The 18,476-nt window shown below is 45.4% G+C and carries 14 protein-coding genes; 11 read left to right on the top strand and 3 right to left on the bottom strand.

Annotation, left to right across the window (positions count from 1 at the left end; translation table 11 throughout):
* Positions 1-128: 128 nt before the first annotated feature.
* Together AKJ31_RS06185 and yghU are read right to left on the bottom strand one after the other, a co-directional pair.
* A complete protein-coding gene (locus tag AKJ31_RS06185; RefSeq protein WP_053408233.1) occupies positions 129-806 on the bottom strand; it encodes a glutathione S-transferase family protein in 678 nt (225 codons plus the stop codon).
* 49 nt (positions 807-855) lie between these two features.
* Entirely contained in the window at positions 856-1,689 is an 834-nt protein-coding gene (gene yghU, locus AKJ31_RS06180; protein ID WP_053408232.1) for a glutathione-dependent disulfide-bond oxidoreductase, read from the bottom strand.
* 113 nt (positions 1,690-1,802) lie between these two features.
* Here yghU and AKJ31_RS06175 point away from each other — a divergent pair, with 113 nt between their 5' ends.
* From AKJ31_RS06175 to AKJ31_RS06165, 3 genes are all read left to right on the top strand, one after another.
* Positions 1,803-2,684: a LysR family transcriptional regulator gene (locus AKJ31_RS06175; RefSeq protein ID WP_053408231.1), complete on the top strand. Its 882-nt coding sequence runs from the start codon at positions 1,803-1,805 to the stop codon at positions 2,682-2,684.
* A gap of 179 nt (positions 2,685-2,863) precedes the next feature.
* Complete coding sequence (locus AKJ31_RS06170) at positions 2,864-3,472, top strand: DUF2913 family protein (RefSeq protein WP_053408230.1); 609 nt, start codon at positions 2,864-2,866, stop codon at positions 3,470-3,472.
* 327 nt (positions 3,473-3,799) lie between these two features.
* Positions 3,800-6,343, top strand: coding sequence for a beta-prism lectin domain-containing protein (locus AKJ31_RS06165; protein ID WP_053408229.1), 2,544 nt, complete (start codon positions 3,800-3,802; stop codon positions 6,341-6,343).
* A gap of 65 nt (positions 6,344-6,408) precedes the next feature.
* On the opposite strand, the gene AKJ31_RS06160 is transcribed toward AKJ31_RS06165, so the two are convergent.
* Positions 6,409-8,406 (bottom strand): methyl-accepting chemotaxis protein, encoded by a 1,998-nt coding sequence (locus AKJ31_RS06160; RefSeq protein ID WP_053408228.1) that lies wholly within the window; start codon positions 8,404-8,406, stop codon positions 6,409-6,411.
* 532 nt (positions 8,407-8,938) lie between these two features.
* Between AKJ31_RS06160 and AKJ31_RS06155 the strand changes: the two genes are divergently transcribed.
* The 8 genes from AKJ31_RS06155 to AKJ31_RS06120 all read left to right on the top strand — a co-directional run bounded on the left by AKJ31_RS06155 (position 8,939) and on the right by AKJ31_RS06120 (position 18,420).
* Complete coding sequence (locus AKJ31_RS06155; RefSeq protein WP_053408227.1) at positions 8,939-10,411, top strand: protein adenylyltransferase SelO; 1,473 nt, start codon at positions 8,939-8,941, stop codon at positions 10,409-10,411.
* 139 nt (positions 10,412-10,550) lie between these two features.
* A complete protein-coding gene (locus AKJ31_RS06150; protein ID WP_053408226.1) occupies positions 10,551-11,273 on the top strand; it encodes a response regulator in 723 nt (240 codons plus the stop codon).
* Positions 11,266-12,723: an ATP-binding protein gene (locus AKJ31_RS06145; protein WP_053408225.1), complete on the top strand. Its 1,458-nt coding sequence runs from the start codon at positions 11,266-11,268 to the stop codon at positions 12,721-12,723. Before AKJ31_RS06150 ends, AKJ31_RS06145 begins: the two co-directional genes overlap by 8 nt.
* A gap of 143 nt (positions 12,724-12,866) precedes the next feature.
* A complete protein-coding gene (locus tag AKJ31_RS06140) occupies positions 12,867-14,114 on the top strand; it encodes an ABC transporter substrate-binding protein (protein ID WP_053408224.1) in 1,248 nt (415 codons plus the stop codon).
* An 85-nt stretch (positions 14,115-14,199) separates the two neighbouring features.
* Complete coding sequence (locus AKJ31_RS06135) at positions 14,200-15,123, top strand: carbohydrate ABC transporter permease (protein ID WP_053408223.1); 924 nt, start codon at positions 14,200-14,202, stop codon at positions 15,121-15,123.
* The gene (locus tag AKJ31_RS06130) at positions 15,120-15,977 is read left to right on the top strand and encodes a carbohydrate ABC transporter permease (protein WP_053408222.1); all 858 of its coding nucleotides are present in this window, start codon (positions 15,120-15,122) and stop codon (positions 15,975-15,977) included. The genes AKJ31_RS06135 and AKJ31_RS06130 overlap by 4 nt, the downstream gene beginning before the upstream one ends.
* 5 nt (positions 15,978-15,982) lie before the next feature.
* Positions 15,983-17,098, top strand: coding sequence for an ABC transporter ATP-binding protein (locus AKJ31_RS06125; protein WP_053408221.1), 1,116 nt, complete (start codon positions 15,983-15,985; stop codon positions 17,096-17,098).
* Between the two features lie 323 nt (positions 17,099-17,421).
* Positions 17,422-18,420: a TRAP transporter substrate-binding protein gene (locus AKJ31_RS06120; RefSeq protein ID WP_053408220.1), complete on the top strand. Its 999-nt coding sequence runs from the start codon at positions 17,422-17,424 to the stop codon at positions 18,418-18,420.
* Positions 18,421-18,476: the final 56 nt, after the last annotated feature.

Here is an 18,476-nt window from a genome sequence, read left to right as displayed (position 1 = left end):
GTGTTTTTTGATAATTTCGATTCAGTTGAGCTTATATGTTCGTATGTATTTTCAGCAGAGTTGTCCCTGATTAAATATCATCTGGCTAGCACCGCCAGCCAGATGATATTGATGAGTCGATTTGCGCCTTACGCTAGATTTGCGTTCGAAGGGAACAATGCTTTTTTCGCTTCGTCATCCATGGTGCTCTTAAACTCATGATCGCTGCCAAATGAACGAGCGACTTCTACCGCAGGGCGAGCGTTAATATGTTCAAACCAAGCCTTGATGTTCGGGTATTCGCTCAAACGTCCTTCGCCTAGTACGCGTTCGACTTTATCAATCCAGCCCCACGCAGAGATGTCTGCAATTGTTAGCTCATCACCAACAATGTAATTTTTACCAGCTAAATGTTGGTCTAGCACCGAGTAATGACGCTCTGTTTCACGCATGTAACGGTTCTTAGCGTAGTCTAGTGATTCTGGCGCTGCGTAATGGAAGTGTACCGACTGACCAGAAAATGGACCTAACCCTGTGCCGATGAACATCAACCATGATAGTAACTGAGCTTTATCTTGCGGTTGACCTAGCAAAGTTTGATGCTTTTCCGCTAGGTAGAGCAGGATAGCCGTTGAATCAAATACAGTGGTGCCGTTGTCGTCGATAGCAGGCAGCTTACCGTTCGGGTTTACCTGACGAAACTCTGCGCTGTGCTGCTCGCCTTTCAGCGTGTCTACTGGTACCAGTTCAAACGGAATACCAGCTTCGGCTAAGAATAAAGCCACTTTCATTGGATTTGGTGTTGGGTGGTAGTAAAACTTAAGCATATGTTATTTCTCGTTATTTGGGATATATCAGTAATAAATTGAGTCGTAGTTAATCAAAGTCTGCGCGGCTATGGCGCTCTGGGAGCTGTTCTTCTTCAGGTCCCCAGTTACGATTGACGCGTCGGCCTCGTTGAACAGCAGGACGATTAGAGATTTCATCTGCCCATCTTTGAACGTTTTTGTATTGGTCAACCTGTAAAAACTCGCCAGCGTCATACTGTAAGCCACGTACAAGGTTGCCGTACCAAGGCCACGTCGCAATGTCTGCGATGGTGTACTCATCGCCGCCTAAGTAGCGATTTTTGCCAAGCTCTTTATCCAGGACATCAAGCTGTCTTTTTACTTCCATCGTGAAGCGGTTAATGGGGTACTGGAACTTTTCTGGAGCGTAGTAATAAAAGTGTCCAAAGCCACCGCCAAGGTAAGGTGCAGAGCCTTGTAACCAGAATAACCAGTTGAGTGTTTCTGCTCGCTTGGCGACATCGCTTGGTAAAAATGCACCGAATTGCTCAGCTAAATACAATAGGATAGAGCCTGACTCAAACACGCGAACGTTATTCTTAGTGTCAAACAATGCAGGTATTTTTGAGTTGGGGTTCAATTCAGTAAAGCCAGAGGAAAACTGTTCTCCATCCCCAATCTTAATCATGTATGCATCGTATTCGGCAGCTTCGATACCTAGCTCTAGCAATTCTTCTAACATGATGGTGACTTTCTGGCCGTTGGGCGTCGCCAAAGAGTAGAGCCTTAAGGCATGTTGGCCCGTCGGCAAGGTGGACTCGTAACGTGCTCCGGCGGTTGGGCGATTGATCTTTGCCCACTCTCCACCAGATTCAGCATCCCATGTCCAGACTTTGGGTGGGTGGTACTCAGTCTTGTCCATTCGAACTCCTAGAGGTGTTATCCAAGTTTGATTAACGAATAACAAACATTCTATTGTTAGAATTTATTGGATAATATGACTAATAAATGAAAGCAGCTTTCTAAAATTTCGAAATGTATAGTGTTAGTGATCTAGAAACTTTTGTTGCCGTAGCGAAGCACGGTGGTATCTCACCAGCCGCGCGGGTGCTCGGAATCTCGGTAGCGACAACCAGTCATCGCTTAGCCAAAATCGAACAGTCTTTGAAAGTGGCGTTGTTCCACCGTAGCAATCGTTCATTGAAACTCAGCGATGAAGGTGCCCGATTTTTGGAGCGAATCGAGTCCATCCTCGAAGATCTGCAAGAAGCTGAGTGCGCGATCAGCGGACGTTCAACGCAACTAAGAGGCCACCTGAGAGTGACGATGTCACCTTGGGTGCTGAAACAGTTCATCATGCCGCGTTTGTATCAGTTTAAAGATGCTCACCCAGAGCTGACACTCGAATTTAATGTGACCGACCGTTTTGTACCTTTGGCCGAAGAGATGACGGATTGCGCGATTCGTGTCGGCGAACTCACGGACAGCTCGATGGTTGGCTATAAGCTAGCAGAGAACAAACGAGTGATCTGTGCTTCGCCGGATTATATCGCGCGTGAAGGTGTAATTGATTCGCTAGCAAAACTGCAGCAAGCATCTTGGGTGTGCTTACCTTGGCAAACAAAATTGTCGGTGAAATGTGGTAACAAGAGCAATCACTCAATCCAAATGGCAAAGAAGTTGATTGTTTCGAGCTCAGACATGCTAACGGAAGGTGCTGTACACGGGAGTGGCTTGGCGATCAAATCTTATCTGGCGATTGAAGATGAGCTTGCTAATGGTTCATTGGTGGAAGTGATGCCGGGCAGTTTGTGCAACGACAATGCGCCAATCTCGTTTCTTTATCCAGTCGGTGCCAAATCAGTGCGTAAAATTCAATATTTCAAAGAATTTGTCGCGGAAATATTTAAGCAGTAGTCATTGCAATCGTTACTATTCGTTTAAATAAAAGTGATTCTTTGATGAGTTATTCTAACTTGGTATTGGTTTTGCTTAACGTTTGAACTGTACATACGCAATGCTTTTCGGTAGCATGTCGCTCCCTGACCGTCAGCGAACGTGTCAGTTCTCGTCGAGCACTATACGTCTAAGGCACCATGCGCAGTATCCATACCAAGATAAAACCTGAATTTGAACCTTTGCTATCGGACCTAGCGCTCCATGCACTGCTGCACCTGCGTACTAATCACAGTGCCAAGTCGATTAGCCGCAAAACTCGTGGTGAAATCAACGACATTCTTTCCGCGTGGCTGAACAAATCAGCCAACAGCAAAAAATATAAGCCTTTTAAAAAGAAGATCCGCTCTCTGGTCACTCATGCGCGCTCGCAGAGTCTTGATATGGAAGCGATGTTGGGTAACTTACTCACGCCACTGCGTGGTGATGAGCTGCCGCATCTAGATAGCTTTCTGCTGTTAATCAACATGATTGAAAAAGAGCTGAATACAACGGTGTTAGTTTCGAGTCCGGAGAAGGTTGACCTTAACTTCAACCCTAAAGGCTGCTTGCTGTGTGTGTTATCGAACGATCTTAACGCGCACTTCGATAATCGAAATCGTCTTGTGAGCGACATTTCAATGTTGTTTCGTGGTACACATGGCGAAAAAAGTGCGTTTATTCGCAGCGTTTACTCGTCTTCAATCTTTGAGCATAAAGTAGAGTTTGAAGATGGTGATTTCGTAAGAATCTCGCTGTCCTTGCGCTAGAATACCTTTAAACGCCTTGAGCCTTGGCCAGTATTAGGTTTATTCCCTCGATTTATATCTCACCTTAACTAATATATTTGTGAAATTTTTCTCGTCGAATTAAATAGCCGTTATTTCTGTTTCATATTTATTTCTTTTCTCTGAATTTAATTCGGCATTTTTCTATATTTGTGACTCAGACAATAAATAATTCAACTCTAAAGCTAACACTCTGTTTCAAGAATGAGATGTCTCATTATTGCGCCAATAATTTTATTAATAACGGTTGAACTTGTTCGCGTGTAGTCTGATATTTGCAGCTCTAATAAACATTAAAGGGAAATCCTAATGGAGCGCAAGCTTATTACATTAACCGCAGCGTTAATGTCTTTGAATGTATTGCCTGCTTTGGCATCCGTTGCCGAAGGAGAAGGTTGTATTATTAGTCTTGAAACAGGTGAAAAATATTGTTTAAAAGTGGGTGAACGTTCTGGCTACTCACTACCATCGTTTATCTACAAACACGAAGTCGACGTTTTAGCTGCACCGGGTACGGGTGTCATGCTAAGCGATTGGGATAACCTATCTTACAATCATTTAGCTGTTTTTACGGGTTACACACCAAACCAAGAGCTTGAGTCGGTAAAAGCTTACAACGGCCAGTTCTTAGATTTCTCGGCTCCTAAGTCGATGCGCGTAGTAGCGAAAGAACAAGCGATTGAGCCTAAATTAACTTGGTCTTGGCAAGGCAGTGACTTTATGCCTGAGTTTGACCAAGTAATGGTTTCGCCAGTTGTTGTACAACTGAACGATGATAATAATGATGGACAGATTAACAACCAAGATGTAGCGGATATTATCGTTGTTACCTTTGAAGACAACAAATATAAAGATGGTGCCTTGGTTCGTGCGCTAAGTGGTGTCGACGGTTCAGAGCTTTGGAATTACGCAAATGGCGGCATAATCGCTGATGCGCGTTACTCAGTAGCAGCGGCTGATTTAGATGGTGATGGCATCGTTGAAATAGTTACGAGCAAGCTTGAAGACGATTTCTACAGCGTTCTTGACCACAAAGGAAATATCAAAAAGAAAATTGATAAGTTTACCCAAGGTTGGTCTACCGTTGGTCAGTTCTCTATTGCTGATTTAAATAACGATGGCTCAATTGAAATTATTGCGCCAGACGGTGTGTATAACTACGACACAGGAATGCTGGTATACAACTATACTTGGGCGTCTGCACCGATTGCACTTGATATTGATAGTGATGGCGAACAAGAAGTTTTTGCCGCTAAGACGATGTTCGATACAGATGGTTCTGCATTATGGACCTACCAGTCAAACGATCGCGTTTGGTTCTCTTCGGTGGCGAATTTAGACGATGATGCTCAACCAGAGCTTGTCGTTTCTACACCTGCAACTTACGCTACTGCGCAGAACAGTTCATTCTCAGTACTTGAACACGATGGCACAACCAAGTGGACGGTGACCAATATCAGCAACCCTGGTGGTGGTGTTCAAGCTATTTCAAACTTCTTGGGCGAAAAAGCAAAAGTCACTGTAGAAAAATCGAAGTTATTTGGTTACGAATATGGCGAAGATGAAAACCTAACTGTAGAAGATAACAATCTACTATACGTGAACTCTGGTCTTGCGATTGATGCTGTTGGTACAACGTCACAAAACCTCTTTGGCGGCGAAGGTGGCCACACTAATGCTCCCGTTGATCTGACCAAAGTAGAAAAGATTGCGATTACGTCGGGTGCATATTATTGGGGTGGTAAGCATCTATTGGCGATGAAGTTTTTTATGAAAGATGGTTCGTCAGTGATGTTCGGTTCTAAAAACTCATCTTACTGGCAGAGTACGGATTACTTTGTTGTACCAGAAGGCAAAAAGATCAGTGCAGTCAATGTATGGTCAAATGGTTGGTTAGTTGAAGCGATTCAATTTGAGTTGTCGTCTCAGCAAGCCGTTAACAACACTGGTATCGTTTATGCTGGCTACAATGCAGTAGACATGTATGACGTTGATGGCAAGTTAGCTTGGTCTGTAGCAAATGATGATATTACCAGTGGTAAGATTGGTGTATCGGCGTACGACTTTGATGCTGACGGTATTGATGAAGTCATTATTCAGGACCAGAACCGAGTGCGTATTCTTGATGGTCGCAGTGGTTTAGTATTAGCGTCGATTAAAAACACGACAGGCTCGCTATGGGAAATCCCGATGGTTGTGGATTTAGCCGGCGATGATGATGCAGAGCTTATTGTTGTCGCTAACGACTATGACTCTCGTTACTCATACAACCGTGGTGTGTACGTGTACAACTCAGCAAATGCAGACAAACCATGGAAGAATGCGACCCGTATTTGGAACCAACACTCATTTAACCAGAGTAATATCAACCAAGACGGTACGATTCCGGAAGAATACAAGCCAAGTTGGTCGACGCACAATACTTACCGTTCAAGTACTTTAGCCAAAGACGAAGGTAAGAGCTCTGGTATTTTTGGTTTTCCTTCAGGTAACTCAGTGAAAGTAGAGTTGGACGATGACTTGTTCATTCGTTCTGGTTGGATTATCGATGCTATGGGCGCTGACTACCACAATATGGTTGGTGGGAACGGTGGTGGTTTACGTACGCCAGTTGATTTGGACCAAGTGGCTTCAATCGAAGTAACATCAGGTACTTATTACTGGGGTAGCAACCACATCGTGAAGTTAAAATTCACTTACCACAATGGTACAGTTCTTTCTTATGGTTATAAGAAGTACTCGTACAACCTGAAAACAGAGACAGTTACACTGTCAGAGGATGACGAAATAGCGGCAATCTCGGTTTGGTCTTCAGGTGCGTATGTCGATGCCATTCAGTTCCACATGGACTAATTGATTAAAAATGCCAGTCGTAAGACTGGCATTTTTTTCACATAAATAACTTGTTATTACATTGCTTAAGCTAACTTAAACTCTTGAAGTTGATTTTGTACATCTTGCACTTCAACGCGATAGTTAGACACAATATCATTCATATTTTCTGCCAATTCGCCGGTATTGCGCGCAATTTCCGTTAATACGTCGACATCCTGATCGACAGCTTCACTTGCCTTAGACTGCTCAATTGTTGAGTTGGCAATAGTCGTAATGTGCTCGTTCACCGTCTCAATTAGCGATTCCAATTCAGAAACACTGCTATTTACAACCGATACTGACTCAAACGTTGAGTCTGTCGCATCGCGGCTTTTACCCATGTTGCTCACTGCAGTTTGGGTATTGGTGGTGATGTTAGCCAACAGCTGAGAAATATGCTCGGTTGCGTCTTTACTGCGCTGTGCTAGATCTCTTACTTCTGACGATACCACCGCAAAACCTCGGCCGTGTTCTCCCGCTCGAGCCGCCTCAATAGCTGCGTTGAGTGCTAAAAGATTGGTTTGTTCAGAGATGCCATTGATCGTATCAACAATCTTGCTGACGCTTTCCGCGTCTTTCTCGAGCTGATGCATACACGTTTGGGTCTGTTCAATTTGGCTAACAAGACCACGCACAATATCGTATGACGCTTGGCTCTGTTTCTGACAACTCAGAACCTGATTCGTCATCTGCTCAGTTTCCGCCAAAGCGCGCTCTGATGACGTGGCGATTTCTAAGCTCGATTGAGACAACTCGGTCATTGCGGCGGCAATATTTCCACACTTGTCTGCAGTCGCTTGGCTACTTGACCCCAAGTCATCGGAGCTTTTTACGATTTGATCGAGGCGCGAGTTACTGTGTTCGTTACTCTCCATGACATTACTCAGCAGCTGTTTGATACTGATGGTTAAGCCATTGATGCTCTGCGCAACTTGCGACATTTCATCGCGCCCTGACGAAGGCAATGTGATGCTAAGGTTTCTGTCGTTGGACATATTCGCCAGCATCGAGGTCAACACGCCGACACGGCTCTTTAAGCTTTTGACGCACATTAGGACGCAGAAGATTAAAATTGCGGCGAGGCTGACGGATAAAGCGATAATTGTCATAGATTGGGTGGCTGCGGAAGAAGCGGCTCGGTCGGTCATTGCCAACATTTCAGCCTGAATACCATTACGGATTTGGTTAATCAGCTTGATGCGTTCGGTTGCCGCAGCAAACCATTGGGTTGGCTCCGGACCTTGTAGCGAGGCAAGGTTGGCTTTTTGACTTAAGTAAAGTTGTTGAACCTTTTCAACCTCTTTCCATGTATTGGTTTGCGAGGCTTGGGTTAGTTGTGCTGAAAATTCAGGGGTGAGTGTCTGCTTAGCTTGTCGCTCTGCGTACTTACCAGCAGCCAAATATTGTTCTATCGCGGTGTATTGTCCAATGTCTGAGCTGCGGCGAGAAAACGCGCCATTCAGTGCGCCACGGACCTGACCTGCGCGCTCTTTCATTCTGACAATTGCAATTAGCGCTTGGCCAAGGTCAGAAATGCTTTCATTTGCAATGTTCGAAGTGAGCAGAGAAGCGTTATCGATACTGAGTTGGTTCAGATTAGAATAATAAGCAAAAGGGGAGATCTGAGGGGCTAACTTGTCGACTTGAGCTCGAACTTGTTTGATTTGTGAAAGCTGACTAAATACGTCATCGGCGAGTGAGTTTGTGAATGCAGGTAGTAAGTACTCAGGGGTGTATTGCTGTAACGCGGTGATGCCTGCATCAGTATTTGCGCGCTGCTTTTGCAATGCTTCAACTTGTTTTGGGTTGCCTTTACTGCCAAGAACACCGGCCGTTAATCCGCGTTCTACTGCTAAATTATGAGCTAAATCATCATACAAAAGTACTAGTTTAATGGTTTCACTATCTTCATGCGCAACATCAACTGTGTGTTGATGAGTGGAGATAAGTTTAATAGCAGCGACTAGCGCCAATACTATTGGGACTCCTGATAATATTAACATTAAACGGTGCAGTGCAATGTTCTGCATCCATTGATTCATAGTTACCCCCGACAAAATCATCTAAAAAACTACGGTTATTTTAGTTCAAACTTTAGTGTGTGCGTACTGTAACTTAGTCGAATTGAGAGATGAAATATAAGGGGAGTTAAGCCATTAGTTGATATAGTTAACAGCTTGGGTGTGAGATATGAGCTTGTTTGCAATGCCTTGTGATAAAACCGCTTTGTTTGGCTGTAATAAAAAGTTCACGCATTTCACTGTTGAGTAATTCGCTAACTTTTATCATATTGTAATCAGTATGTAACAAAACAATGCTCAAAGAGGGCGATATGCAACACCAAGAAATGATCAGGCCTACTCATTTTGGCGTAATTAGCCGTACTTGTATTTTTGCATTAGTAGGTATGGTTGTGATGTTTGCGCTTGTTTAATCAATAACAATCATAGTCAAGCTAAGCCTTAGTAAGTTTGTGGTTACTTACTTCTCGATGAATTTATTAGGGCAGCTTAGTAGATTTTCTCGCTATCTCTGTGATACGTTCGGCGACAAACTCATGTTAAAAGATTGTGTATGTCGTTTCTCACTTCAATTTTCCTGACTAACCGATTTGCCGAGTTACCTCGCGCATTCTTCACGCCAGTACTTCCTCAACCCTTAACGAACACTCGTTGGGTTGCTTGGAATAGTGCTTTAGCGATTCAACTTTCGCTGCCAGAACAATCGCCACAAGGTGATTTAAAAGACTTTTTGGCCGGAGAAATGGTTTCAGATTCTGTCCCTTCCCTTGCGATGAAGTACGCTGGGCATCAGTTTGGTGTGTACAACCCTGATCTGGGTGATGGAAGGGGATTATTGTTAGGAGAACTGACAAGCAAAAACGGTCAAGTTTTTGATTTACATCTAAAAGGTGCTGGTCTTACGCCATATTCGCGCATGGGCGATGGTCGAGCCGTGCTACGTTCTACTATTCGCGAATACTTGTGCAGTGAAGCGATGGCGGGGTTGGGTATCCCCACAACTCGCGCGCTAGGCATGTTAACCAGTGACACTCCTGTCTATCGGGAAAAAACAGAGCAAGGTGCGCTATTGTTACGTGTCGCGGAAAGCCACATTCGTTTTGGTCATTTTGAGCACTTCTTTTATACCAACCAGATGGCCGAGTTAACACTTTTGGCCGACAAAGTCATCGAATGGTACTGGCCTGAGTGCAACAAAGAACCCCAGCCTTACGCGGCGATGTTCGAGAAAATAGTCGATAAAACGGCGCAAATGATCGCGTACTGGCAAGCATATGGTTTTGCACATGGGGTGATGAACACCGACAATATGTCGATATTAGGTCAGACGTTTGATTATGGTCCATTTGGCTTTTTAGATGATTATGAACCTGGCTATATCTGCAATCACTCTGACTATCAAGGGCGCTATGCGTTTGATCAACAACCAAGAGTCGCTCTGTGGAACTTATCTGCTCTGGCGCACGCGCTTTCACCGTTGATTGAGAGAGGTGCATTAGAGTCTTCTTTAGGCCAGTTTGAAAGTAAGCTCAGCAAGCTGTTCAGCAAACTGATGCGCGATAAGTTAGGACTGCATAGTAAGCTCGACCGAGATAGCCAGCTGTTTCAATCAATGTTCGAGTTATTGCATCAAAACAGCGTCGATTACACGCGATTTATGCGTGAACTCTCCAATTTAGACCAACAACCTACCTCTGTTGTCGAAGACTTATTTGTCGACAGGCAAGCGGCTAAAACTTGGTTAGAACTGTATCTCGCTCGTTGCGACTGCGAGGTGAACCAACAAGGTGAGGCACTTTCTGCGCAGGATCGTTGCGAAGCGATGCGGGCGGTCAACCCTAAGTACATTCTACGTAATTACTTAGCTCAAATCGCTATCGACAAAGCGGAAGAGGGTGATTTCAGTGAAGTTCATGCGTTAGCTGAGCTATTGAAACAGCCATATGCTGAGCAACCTGAAAACGACGCCTACGCCAATTTACCGCCTGATTGGGGCAAGAAAATGGAAATCAGTTGCTCATCGTAAGCCATTGTTTAAGGCATTTTGTTAATAAGATGTGATGATGATCCGCAAAAGGTTCAAACTCTTAGAAATATCCACTGATCGCGAAAATTTGCGCGGATTACACTGGTGGTAGGTGTAATTAGTAATACTTGGATAAAAAATGTCAGCTAGAGTTCTCGTCGTCGATGACGATCAAGAAATTTGTGAGTTGCTTGAAGAGTATCTGACAAAACAAGGATATGTCGTCAATACCGTGAATGATGGTGAACAAATGAAACTTCACCTTGAGCAGAATGGGTTTCCAGACTTGATTCTGCTCGATGTGATGTTGCCCGGTGAAGACGGCTTCTCACTATGCCAAGCTGTGCGTCGAACCTCATCAACGCCAATTATTATGTTGACGGCGGTTTCGGACGATACCGACCAAATCATCGGTTTAGAAATTGGTGCGGACGATTATCTCGCCAAACCGTTTAACCCTCGACACCTAAATGCTCGAATCAAAGCGGTACTGCGTCGAGTGAACGTCGCGAAAGAAGAACCTACCAATAGCTTAACCGCCAAGTCGATTCGCTTTGGCGATTGGTGCTTAGATACCCTCTCGCACCGAATTACCCACCAAGAAACCCAACAATCTCATGACTTGTCAGGCAGTGATTTTTCACTTTTGATGCTATTTCTCAAACGTCCTAATCAGATTCTTGACCGCGATACGATTTCGTTTGCCACTCGTGGCCGAGAGTCGTTGCCATTTGAGCGTGGCATTGATGTTCAATTGAGCCGCTTGCGTCAACGTTTGGGGGATAGCGCTAAATATCCGCATTACATTAAGACAATGCGGGGGAATGGCTATTTACTTGCGGTGCCAGTGAGTTATGAGTAGTCCTTGGCGGTGGTTCAAACGGTTTAAGCCTAATTCACTGGTTAATCGTACTTTAGGGTTGACCTTACTGGCGGTGATTTTGGCGCAAGGCGTAGCGACCACGATCTGGTACAGCGAGTCAAAACACAAAGAGCTGGCGGGTATTCGCGATGCGTCACAAAGCATGGCAAACATGTTCTCTTCGACCGTCACATTCTTTCAATCACTGCCTGTGAGATACCGCCATATTGTGCTCGACCAGATCCGCAATATGGGCGGAACGCGCTTTTTTGTATCGTTTAACAAAGAACAATTGATTGTAGAGCCGATTGAAGATACGCCGCTCAAACTCGCCTCGATTGAAGCAATCGAAGAAGTGCTCCACAAGAAATTGCCCAAAGTGGATACCATTTTGGTCGACTTCTCTTTACCGGAAAATCTACGCCTATTAAAAAACGACATTTACCTCAGCGACTTGCCTAAATCTTGGGCTCATCATACGTTGACCCTAAGCCCGATTGACCCGCCAGTATTGGTGGTTCAGCTTGAGTTGGCGACTAACGAGTGGTTGTATATCGCGGCTTTATTACCGGCGCCTTATGTTGACCTCGATGATACCTTGATTGGTCGTGAGCAAATTCTATTCTTGATTTTTTCCACAACCATCCTGTTGATACTGACTTACTTACTGATGAAAAGGCAGGTTAAGCCGCTGAAACGGTTAGCAAAAGCCGCCAATGAAATGAGTATGGATATTGAGCAAGCACCAATAAAAGAAGAGGGAGCGAGTGAGCTTATCACCGCGACTCGCGCTTTTAACCGCATGCAACAGCGTATTCGCCATTATGTTGCCGATCGCGAACATCTATTTTCAGCGATCTCACACGATTTAAAAACTCCAATCACCCGGCTTCGCTTGCGAGCGGAGTTGCTGGAAAATGATACAAAGCGCGAAAAATTTAACCGTGATTTAGACGATCTGGAAATGATGGTCAAAGGGGCGCTGCAATGTGTACGAGATACCGACCTGCATGAAAATAACGCCTATGTGGACCTCAACGAAGTCATTGCCAGTGTGATTGAACCGTACAATCAACCGAAAACACGGGTGCAATTTAGCGCAAGTCATATTGAGTCGATTGTTGCCAAACCACTCGCGATCAAACGTGTGATCGGTAATTTGGTCGAAAATGCGGTGAAGTACGGTGAAAAAGCAGAGATCACGCTGACTTGTGACGCCGACTGGGTGAAGATTGTCATCTGCGACCAAGGTCCGGGGATTCCGGAAGAACAACTAGAAGCGGTGTTTGAGCCTTACTATCGATTGGCAGACGATGACCAAGGGAACGGTCTTGGGCTGGGGATTTGCCGCAATATCCTGCACGGACACGGCGGAGATCTCATTATTGACAACTTGCCTAACAAGGGGTTGAGAGTGCAAGTCTTTGTTTCTTCTCTACTTGAGGTGTAATGTAACAACTGTGTTACATTACGATTACGCTTTGTTTCAATCTAAATTTCCGCATTGGATAGACTCACTTTAGTTCAAGCAAGAACGCTTGGGGTCATTAAGCGGTCGACCTGAATGTCTAATCCAATACACGGAAGATAATAATGAAACTAAATAAAACCCTACTTACTCTCTCCCTTTTGTCTGCAGCAAACTTTGCAAATGCAGGTGAAGTTGAAGTGTTGCACTGGTGGACAGCCGGCGGTGAAGCAAAATCTGCTGCTGTACTAAAAGATATGCTCGAGCAACAGAATCACACTTGGAAAGATTTCGCGGTTGCTGGTGGTGGCGGTGAGTCTGCCATGACGGTACTGAAAACGCGCGCAGTTTCAGGTAACCCACCTTCGGCGGCGCAAATCAAAGGACACGATATTCAGGAGTGGGGTAGTTTAGGCTTCCTGACTTCGCTAGATAGCACCGCAAAGCAAGAGAAGTGGGACGACATCCTGCCATCAGTGGTCACCAAAGTCATGAAGTACAACGGTGAGTACGTTGCAGTGCCCGTTAACGTTCACCGCGTAAACTGGATATGGGCGAACCCAGAAGTGCTGAAAAAAGCAGGCGTTGAGTTGCCAACCACAATGGATGAGTTCTTTGCCGCGGCAGACAAAATCAAAGCCGCTGGCTTTATCCCGCTCGCTCACGGTGGTCAGCCATGGCAAGACGCGACCGTATTCGAAGCGGTTGCACTCGATGTACTCGGTAGCGAAGACTACAACAAAGCGTTTGTTGATTTAGATATGGACGTATTGTCTGGCGACAAGATGGTTGAAGTGTTCACTAAATTTAAAAAACTACGTGACTACATTGATGCGAACTCTCCGGGGCGTGATTGGAACGTCGCGACGTCGATGGTGATCAATGGTGAAGCAGCAATGCAAATCATGGGTGACTGGGCGAAAGGTGAGTTTACCGCAGCGGGTAAAATGCCGGGTAAAGATTACATCTGTGCGCCTGCGCCGGGTACAGCTGGCCAATTTACATTCAACATCGACAGTTTCGCATTTTTCGAGCTGAGCGATGCTGAAAATCAAAAAGCGCAGCAAGACCTAGCGCGCACTATCCTAACCAAAGAGTTCCAAGAAGTGTTCAACCTCAACAAAGGTTCAATCCCAGTCCGTCTAGATATGGATATGGCGAAGTTTGACCAGTGTGCGCTGGATTCTATGGATACTTTCAAAGCCAGCGCGAAATCGGGTGACTTAGTACCGAGTATGGCGCACGGCCTGTCTACAACAAGCTATGCACAAGGTGCAATCTTTGATGTAGTCACCAACTTCTTTAACGATGACAACGCGGATCCGAAACAAGCAGCGCAAAAACTTGCGAAAGCAGTGAAAGCAGCGATCTAATCCGTCAAGACTGGTCACACCCCAAAGGGCGTACGGGCTTGTGGGGAGCCTGTATGCCCTTTCCTTTAAGACGTAAGGATTCGTTATGGAGCACGTTGTAAATCGGTATCCAAATAAGTCGCGCGCGAAACCCAGTTTTGCCGACAGACTGCAACACTGGTTACCGAAAATAGTCCTTGCCCCGACCGTCTTGGTCACCGTGATATGTATTTACGGTTACATTTTCTGGACGGCGGCACTGTCATTGACCAACTCGCGTTTTCTACCAAGTTTCAACTTTGTTGGCTTTGCTCAATATGAGAAGTTGATGGAAAACGACCGTTGGATCACTTCAATTACTAACCTCGGCATCTTCGGCTTGCTGTTTATGCTTATCGCCATTGGCTTGGGGGTTGGTTTAGCGATATTACTCGATCAAAATATTCGCCAAGAAGGCGCGATTCGAACCGTTTATCTCTATCCGATGGCGTTGTCGTTTATCGTCACGGGTACCGCGTGGAAGTGGATTCTCAACCCGGGCCTCGGTATCGAAAAACTGGTGCAAGACTGGGGGTTTACTGACTTCAAATTTGACTGGTTGGTGAACTCAGAGATGTCGGTTTACACCTTGGTCATCGCCGCGGTTTGGCAATCTTCCGGCTTTGTGATGGCGATGTTTCTCGCTGGCTTACGCGGGATTGATTCGTCCATTATCAAAGCGGCGCAAATCGATGGTGCGAGTCTGCCAACCATCTACTGGCGCATTATCATGCCTTGCTTACGCCCAGTATTCTTTAGCTCGGTGATCATCACGTCACACATCGCTATTAAGAGTTTTGACTTAGTTACAGCGATGACAGCTGGCGGCCCTGGTTACTCTTCGGATTTGCCGGCGCTGTTTATGTACGCGCACTCTTTTACGCGCGGTCAAATTGGTTTGGGTGCGGCGAGTGCGGTGATGATGTTAGCGGGTATTCTGGCGATCCTCGTGCCTTATTTGTACTCTGAGCTTAGGGAGAAAAAATCATGATGCGTAGTGTGAATTTCTCTCGATTGTTTATCTATGCGACGCTGGTGTTCTTCTGCCTATTTTACCTAATGCCGCTGTTTGTGATGGTGATTACCTCATTCAAAACACTGCCTGACATCAAAGCGGGCAACTTGATGAGTTTACCAACCGAGTGGGTGTTCGATGCTTGGCATAAAGCGTGGGACAGCGCTTGTACTGGCGTGAAGTGTGAAGGGGTAAAAGGGTATTTCTGGAACTCGTTCCAAATGGTGATCCCAGCCGTAGCAATCTCAACCTTGTTGGGCGCATTTAATGGTTACGTTGTGACCAAATGGCAATTCCGTGGCTCGAACTTGTTCTTTAGCTTGCTGTTATTTGGCTGTTTTATCCCGTTTCAGGTGATCTTATTGCCAATGGCGGCGGTACTCGGCAAGTTAGGTTTGGCAAACACCACTACTGGCTTAGTCATTGTTCATGTCATCTATGGTATGGCGTTTACGACCCTGTTTTTCCGTAACTTCTACATCAGTATTCCGGATGAATTGGTCAAAGCCGCTAAGTTGGACGGTGCGGGCTTCTTTACCATCTTCTTCAAAATACTGTTACCCATTTCGACGCCGATCATCATGGTGACGGTGATCTGGCAGTTTACCGCGATTTGGAACGACTTCTTGTTTGGCGTGGTGTATTCAGGTTCTGAAACGCAGCCAATCACGGTCGCATTGAACAATCTTGTCAACACCAGTACTGGCGTGAAAGAGTACAACGTCGATATGGCTGCGGCGATCATCGCGGCGCTACCAACGTTGTTCGTTTATGTATTAGCAGGAAAATACTTTGTTCGCGGCCTCACGGCTGGATCGGTAAAAGGATAATTATCATGGCAACACTCGAACTTAAACAAATCCGTAAAACCTATCCAAAAGCGGAGCAAGAGACTTTAAAAGGTATTGATATCAGTATTGATTCTGGTGAGTTTCTTATCTTGGTTGGCCCGTCAGGTTGCGGTAAATCAACACTAATGAACACCATCGCTGGATTGGAAAATATCAGCTCTGGGGACATTGTGATTGATGGTAACAACGTGTCAAATGTCGAACCGAAAGACCGTGACATTGCGATGGTGTTTCAGTCTTACGCGTTGTACCCAAACATGACGGTGCGGGGTAACATCGAGTTCGGTCTTAAGATTCGTAAAATGGCGAAAGAGGCGATCGATGCGGAAGTAGAGCGCGTGGCGGAAATGTTGCAGATTGACCATCTGCTTGAGCGTAAACCTTCGCAATTGTCAGGTGGTCAGCGCCAGCGTGTTGCGATGGGACGTGCGTTAGCCAGACGCCCGAAGCTGTATCTGTTCGACGAACCACTTTCGAATCTAGATGCCAAGTTGCGGGTTGAAATGCGTCATCAAATCAAGCGTCTTCACCAGCAACTGAATACGACGATTGTGTACGTAACACACGATCAGATTGAAGCGATGACACTGGCGGATCGCATTGCGGTGATGAAAGATGGCGAATTACAGCAACTTGGTACGCCACAGGAAATATACAACAAGCCGAATAATATGTTTGTTGCAGGTTTTATGGGCTCACCATCGATGAACTTCATTAAAACTATGGTTGACCTTGATGAACAGCAAAATCCGGTGATCAAAGTCAGAGGCAGTAATGCGCAAGAGCATCACATTAAGTTGCCAGCTTCGATGAGGGAGCAAGACGGTAAAGAGATCGTGATTGGTCTGCGTCCGGAACACATTACCGACAGTGAGAACCAAGATTCCGCCGCGACGACAAAACTCGACCTGCAGCTTGAAGTTCTTGAGCCAACAGGGCCTGATACAATTGCGATGATTAAGGTCAACGACCAAGAAGTCGCATGTCGTTTGTCGCCAGAGTTTGACGTTAAAGTTGGTCAGGTTGCGCCACTGCACTTTGACTTATCCAAAGCGGTGTTTTTTGATGCGTCGACGGAACAACGTATCGAGTTTCACTAGGCTACCTTCAAACAACAAACAAGGCTCTCAAGAGAGTATTAGCTAAAGGACAAATGGCAGCGTAATCGCTGCCATTTGTTTTATCTATGTCTTGCAAATGTTAAATATGTGTAAATTCACCCATTTGCTAAAAACGTATGGGTGGTTTTCTACCCATTTTGAAAAAAATTCTGTGAGCTTAGTAATTTATCAGTTTTAACGCCAAGCATAACCTTATGATTTTAATGGACTAAACGGTCAGGATAAAACTTGGCTTAGTTATTGCCCTTATAAATGCATCAACGCCCAGTGATGGGGTTGTTCATTTACTAAGGAGAACGATAATGCTAAAGCCTTTAACCCTACTATCTGCTTCTATTCTTGCTGTCACAAGTTTTAACGCTGCTGCGAACTGTGACCCAGGTGAAACAGTCATCAAGTTCAGCCACGTAACAAACACAGATAAACACCCGAAAGGGATTGCGGCTTCTTTACTAGAGAAGCGCGTTAATGAAGAGATGAACGGTAAAGCTTGTATGCAGGTTTTCCCTAACTCAACTCTATACGATGATGACAAAGTGCTTGAAGCGATGTTAAACGGCGACGTACAACTTGCTGCACCATCTCTCTCTAAGTTTGAGAAATTCACCAAAAAGTTCCGCATTTTTGACCTTCCTTTCCTTTTTGATGACGTAGATGCGGTTGACCGTTTCCAAAGTTCAGACGCGGGTGAAAAACTGAAAAACGCGATGAACCGTCGTGGTATCCGTGGTTTGGAATTCTGGCACAACGGTATGAAGCAAATCTCAGCGAGCAAGCCGTTGATTCATCCTGAAGACGCGAAAGGTCTGAAGTTCCGCGTACAAGCGTCTGATGTGTTGGTTGCTCAGTTTGAACAGCTTGGCGCAAACCCGCAGAAAATGTCGTTTGCTGAGGTGTACGGCGGTCTACAAACTAAAGTTATCGACGGTCAGGAAAATACTTGGTCAAACATCTACGGCAAGAAGTTCTTCGAAGTACAAGACGGTATCACTGAAACCAACCACGGTATTTTGGATTACCTAGTCGTGACTTCAACCAAGTGGTGGGACAGCCTACCAGCAGACGTTCGTGACCAGTTTGCAACCATCCTTCAAGAAGTGACTGACACTCGTAACGCTGAATCGAACCGTGTTGAGAAGCAAAACAAACAATACGTAATCGAAGCGGGTGGTGTGGTTCGTGAACTCACACCTGAACAGCGTCAAGAGTGGGTGACTGCGCTTAAGCCAGTATGGAACAAGTTTGAAAAAGACATTGGTTCAGACTTGATCGATGCGGCGCTAGCGTCAAACCAAAAATAACGAATACCTATCTGGATTGGTATAAACGGCTCCCGTGACTCGGGAGCCAAACTCAC

Source organism: Vibrio hepatarius (assembly GCF_001274785.1).
Taxonomy (GTDB): Bacteria; Pseudomonadota; Gammaproteobacteria; order Enterobacterales; family Vibrionaceae; genus Vibrio; species Vibrio hepatarius.
This window is presented reverse-complemented; position numbering and strand designations above follow the sequence as displayed.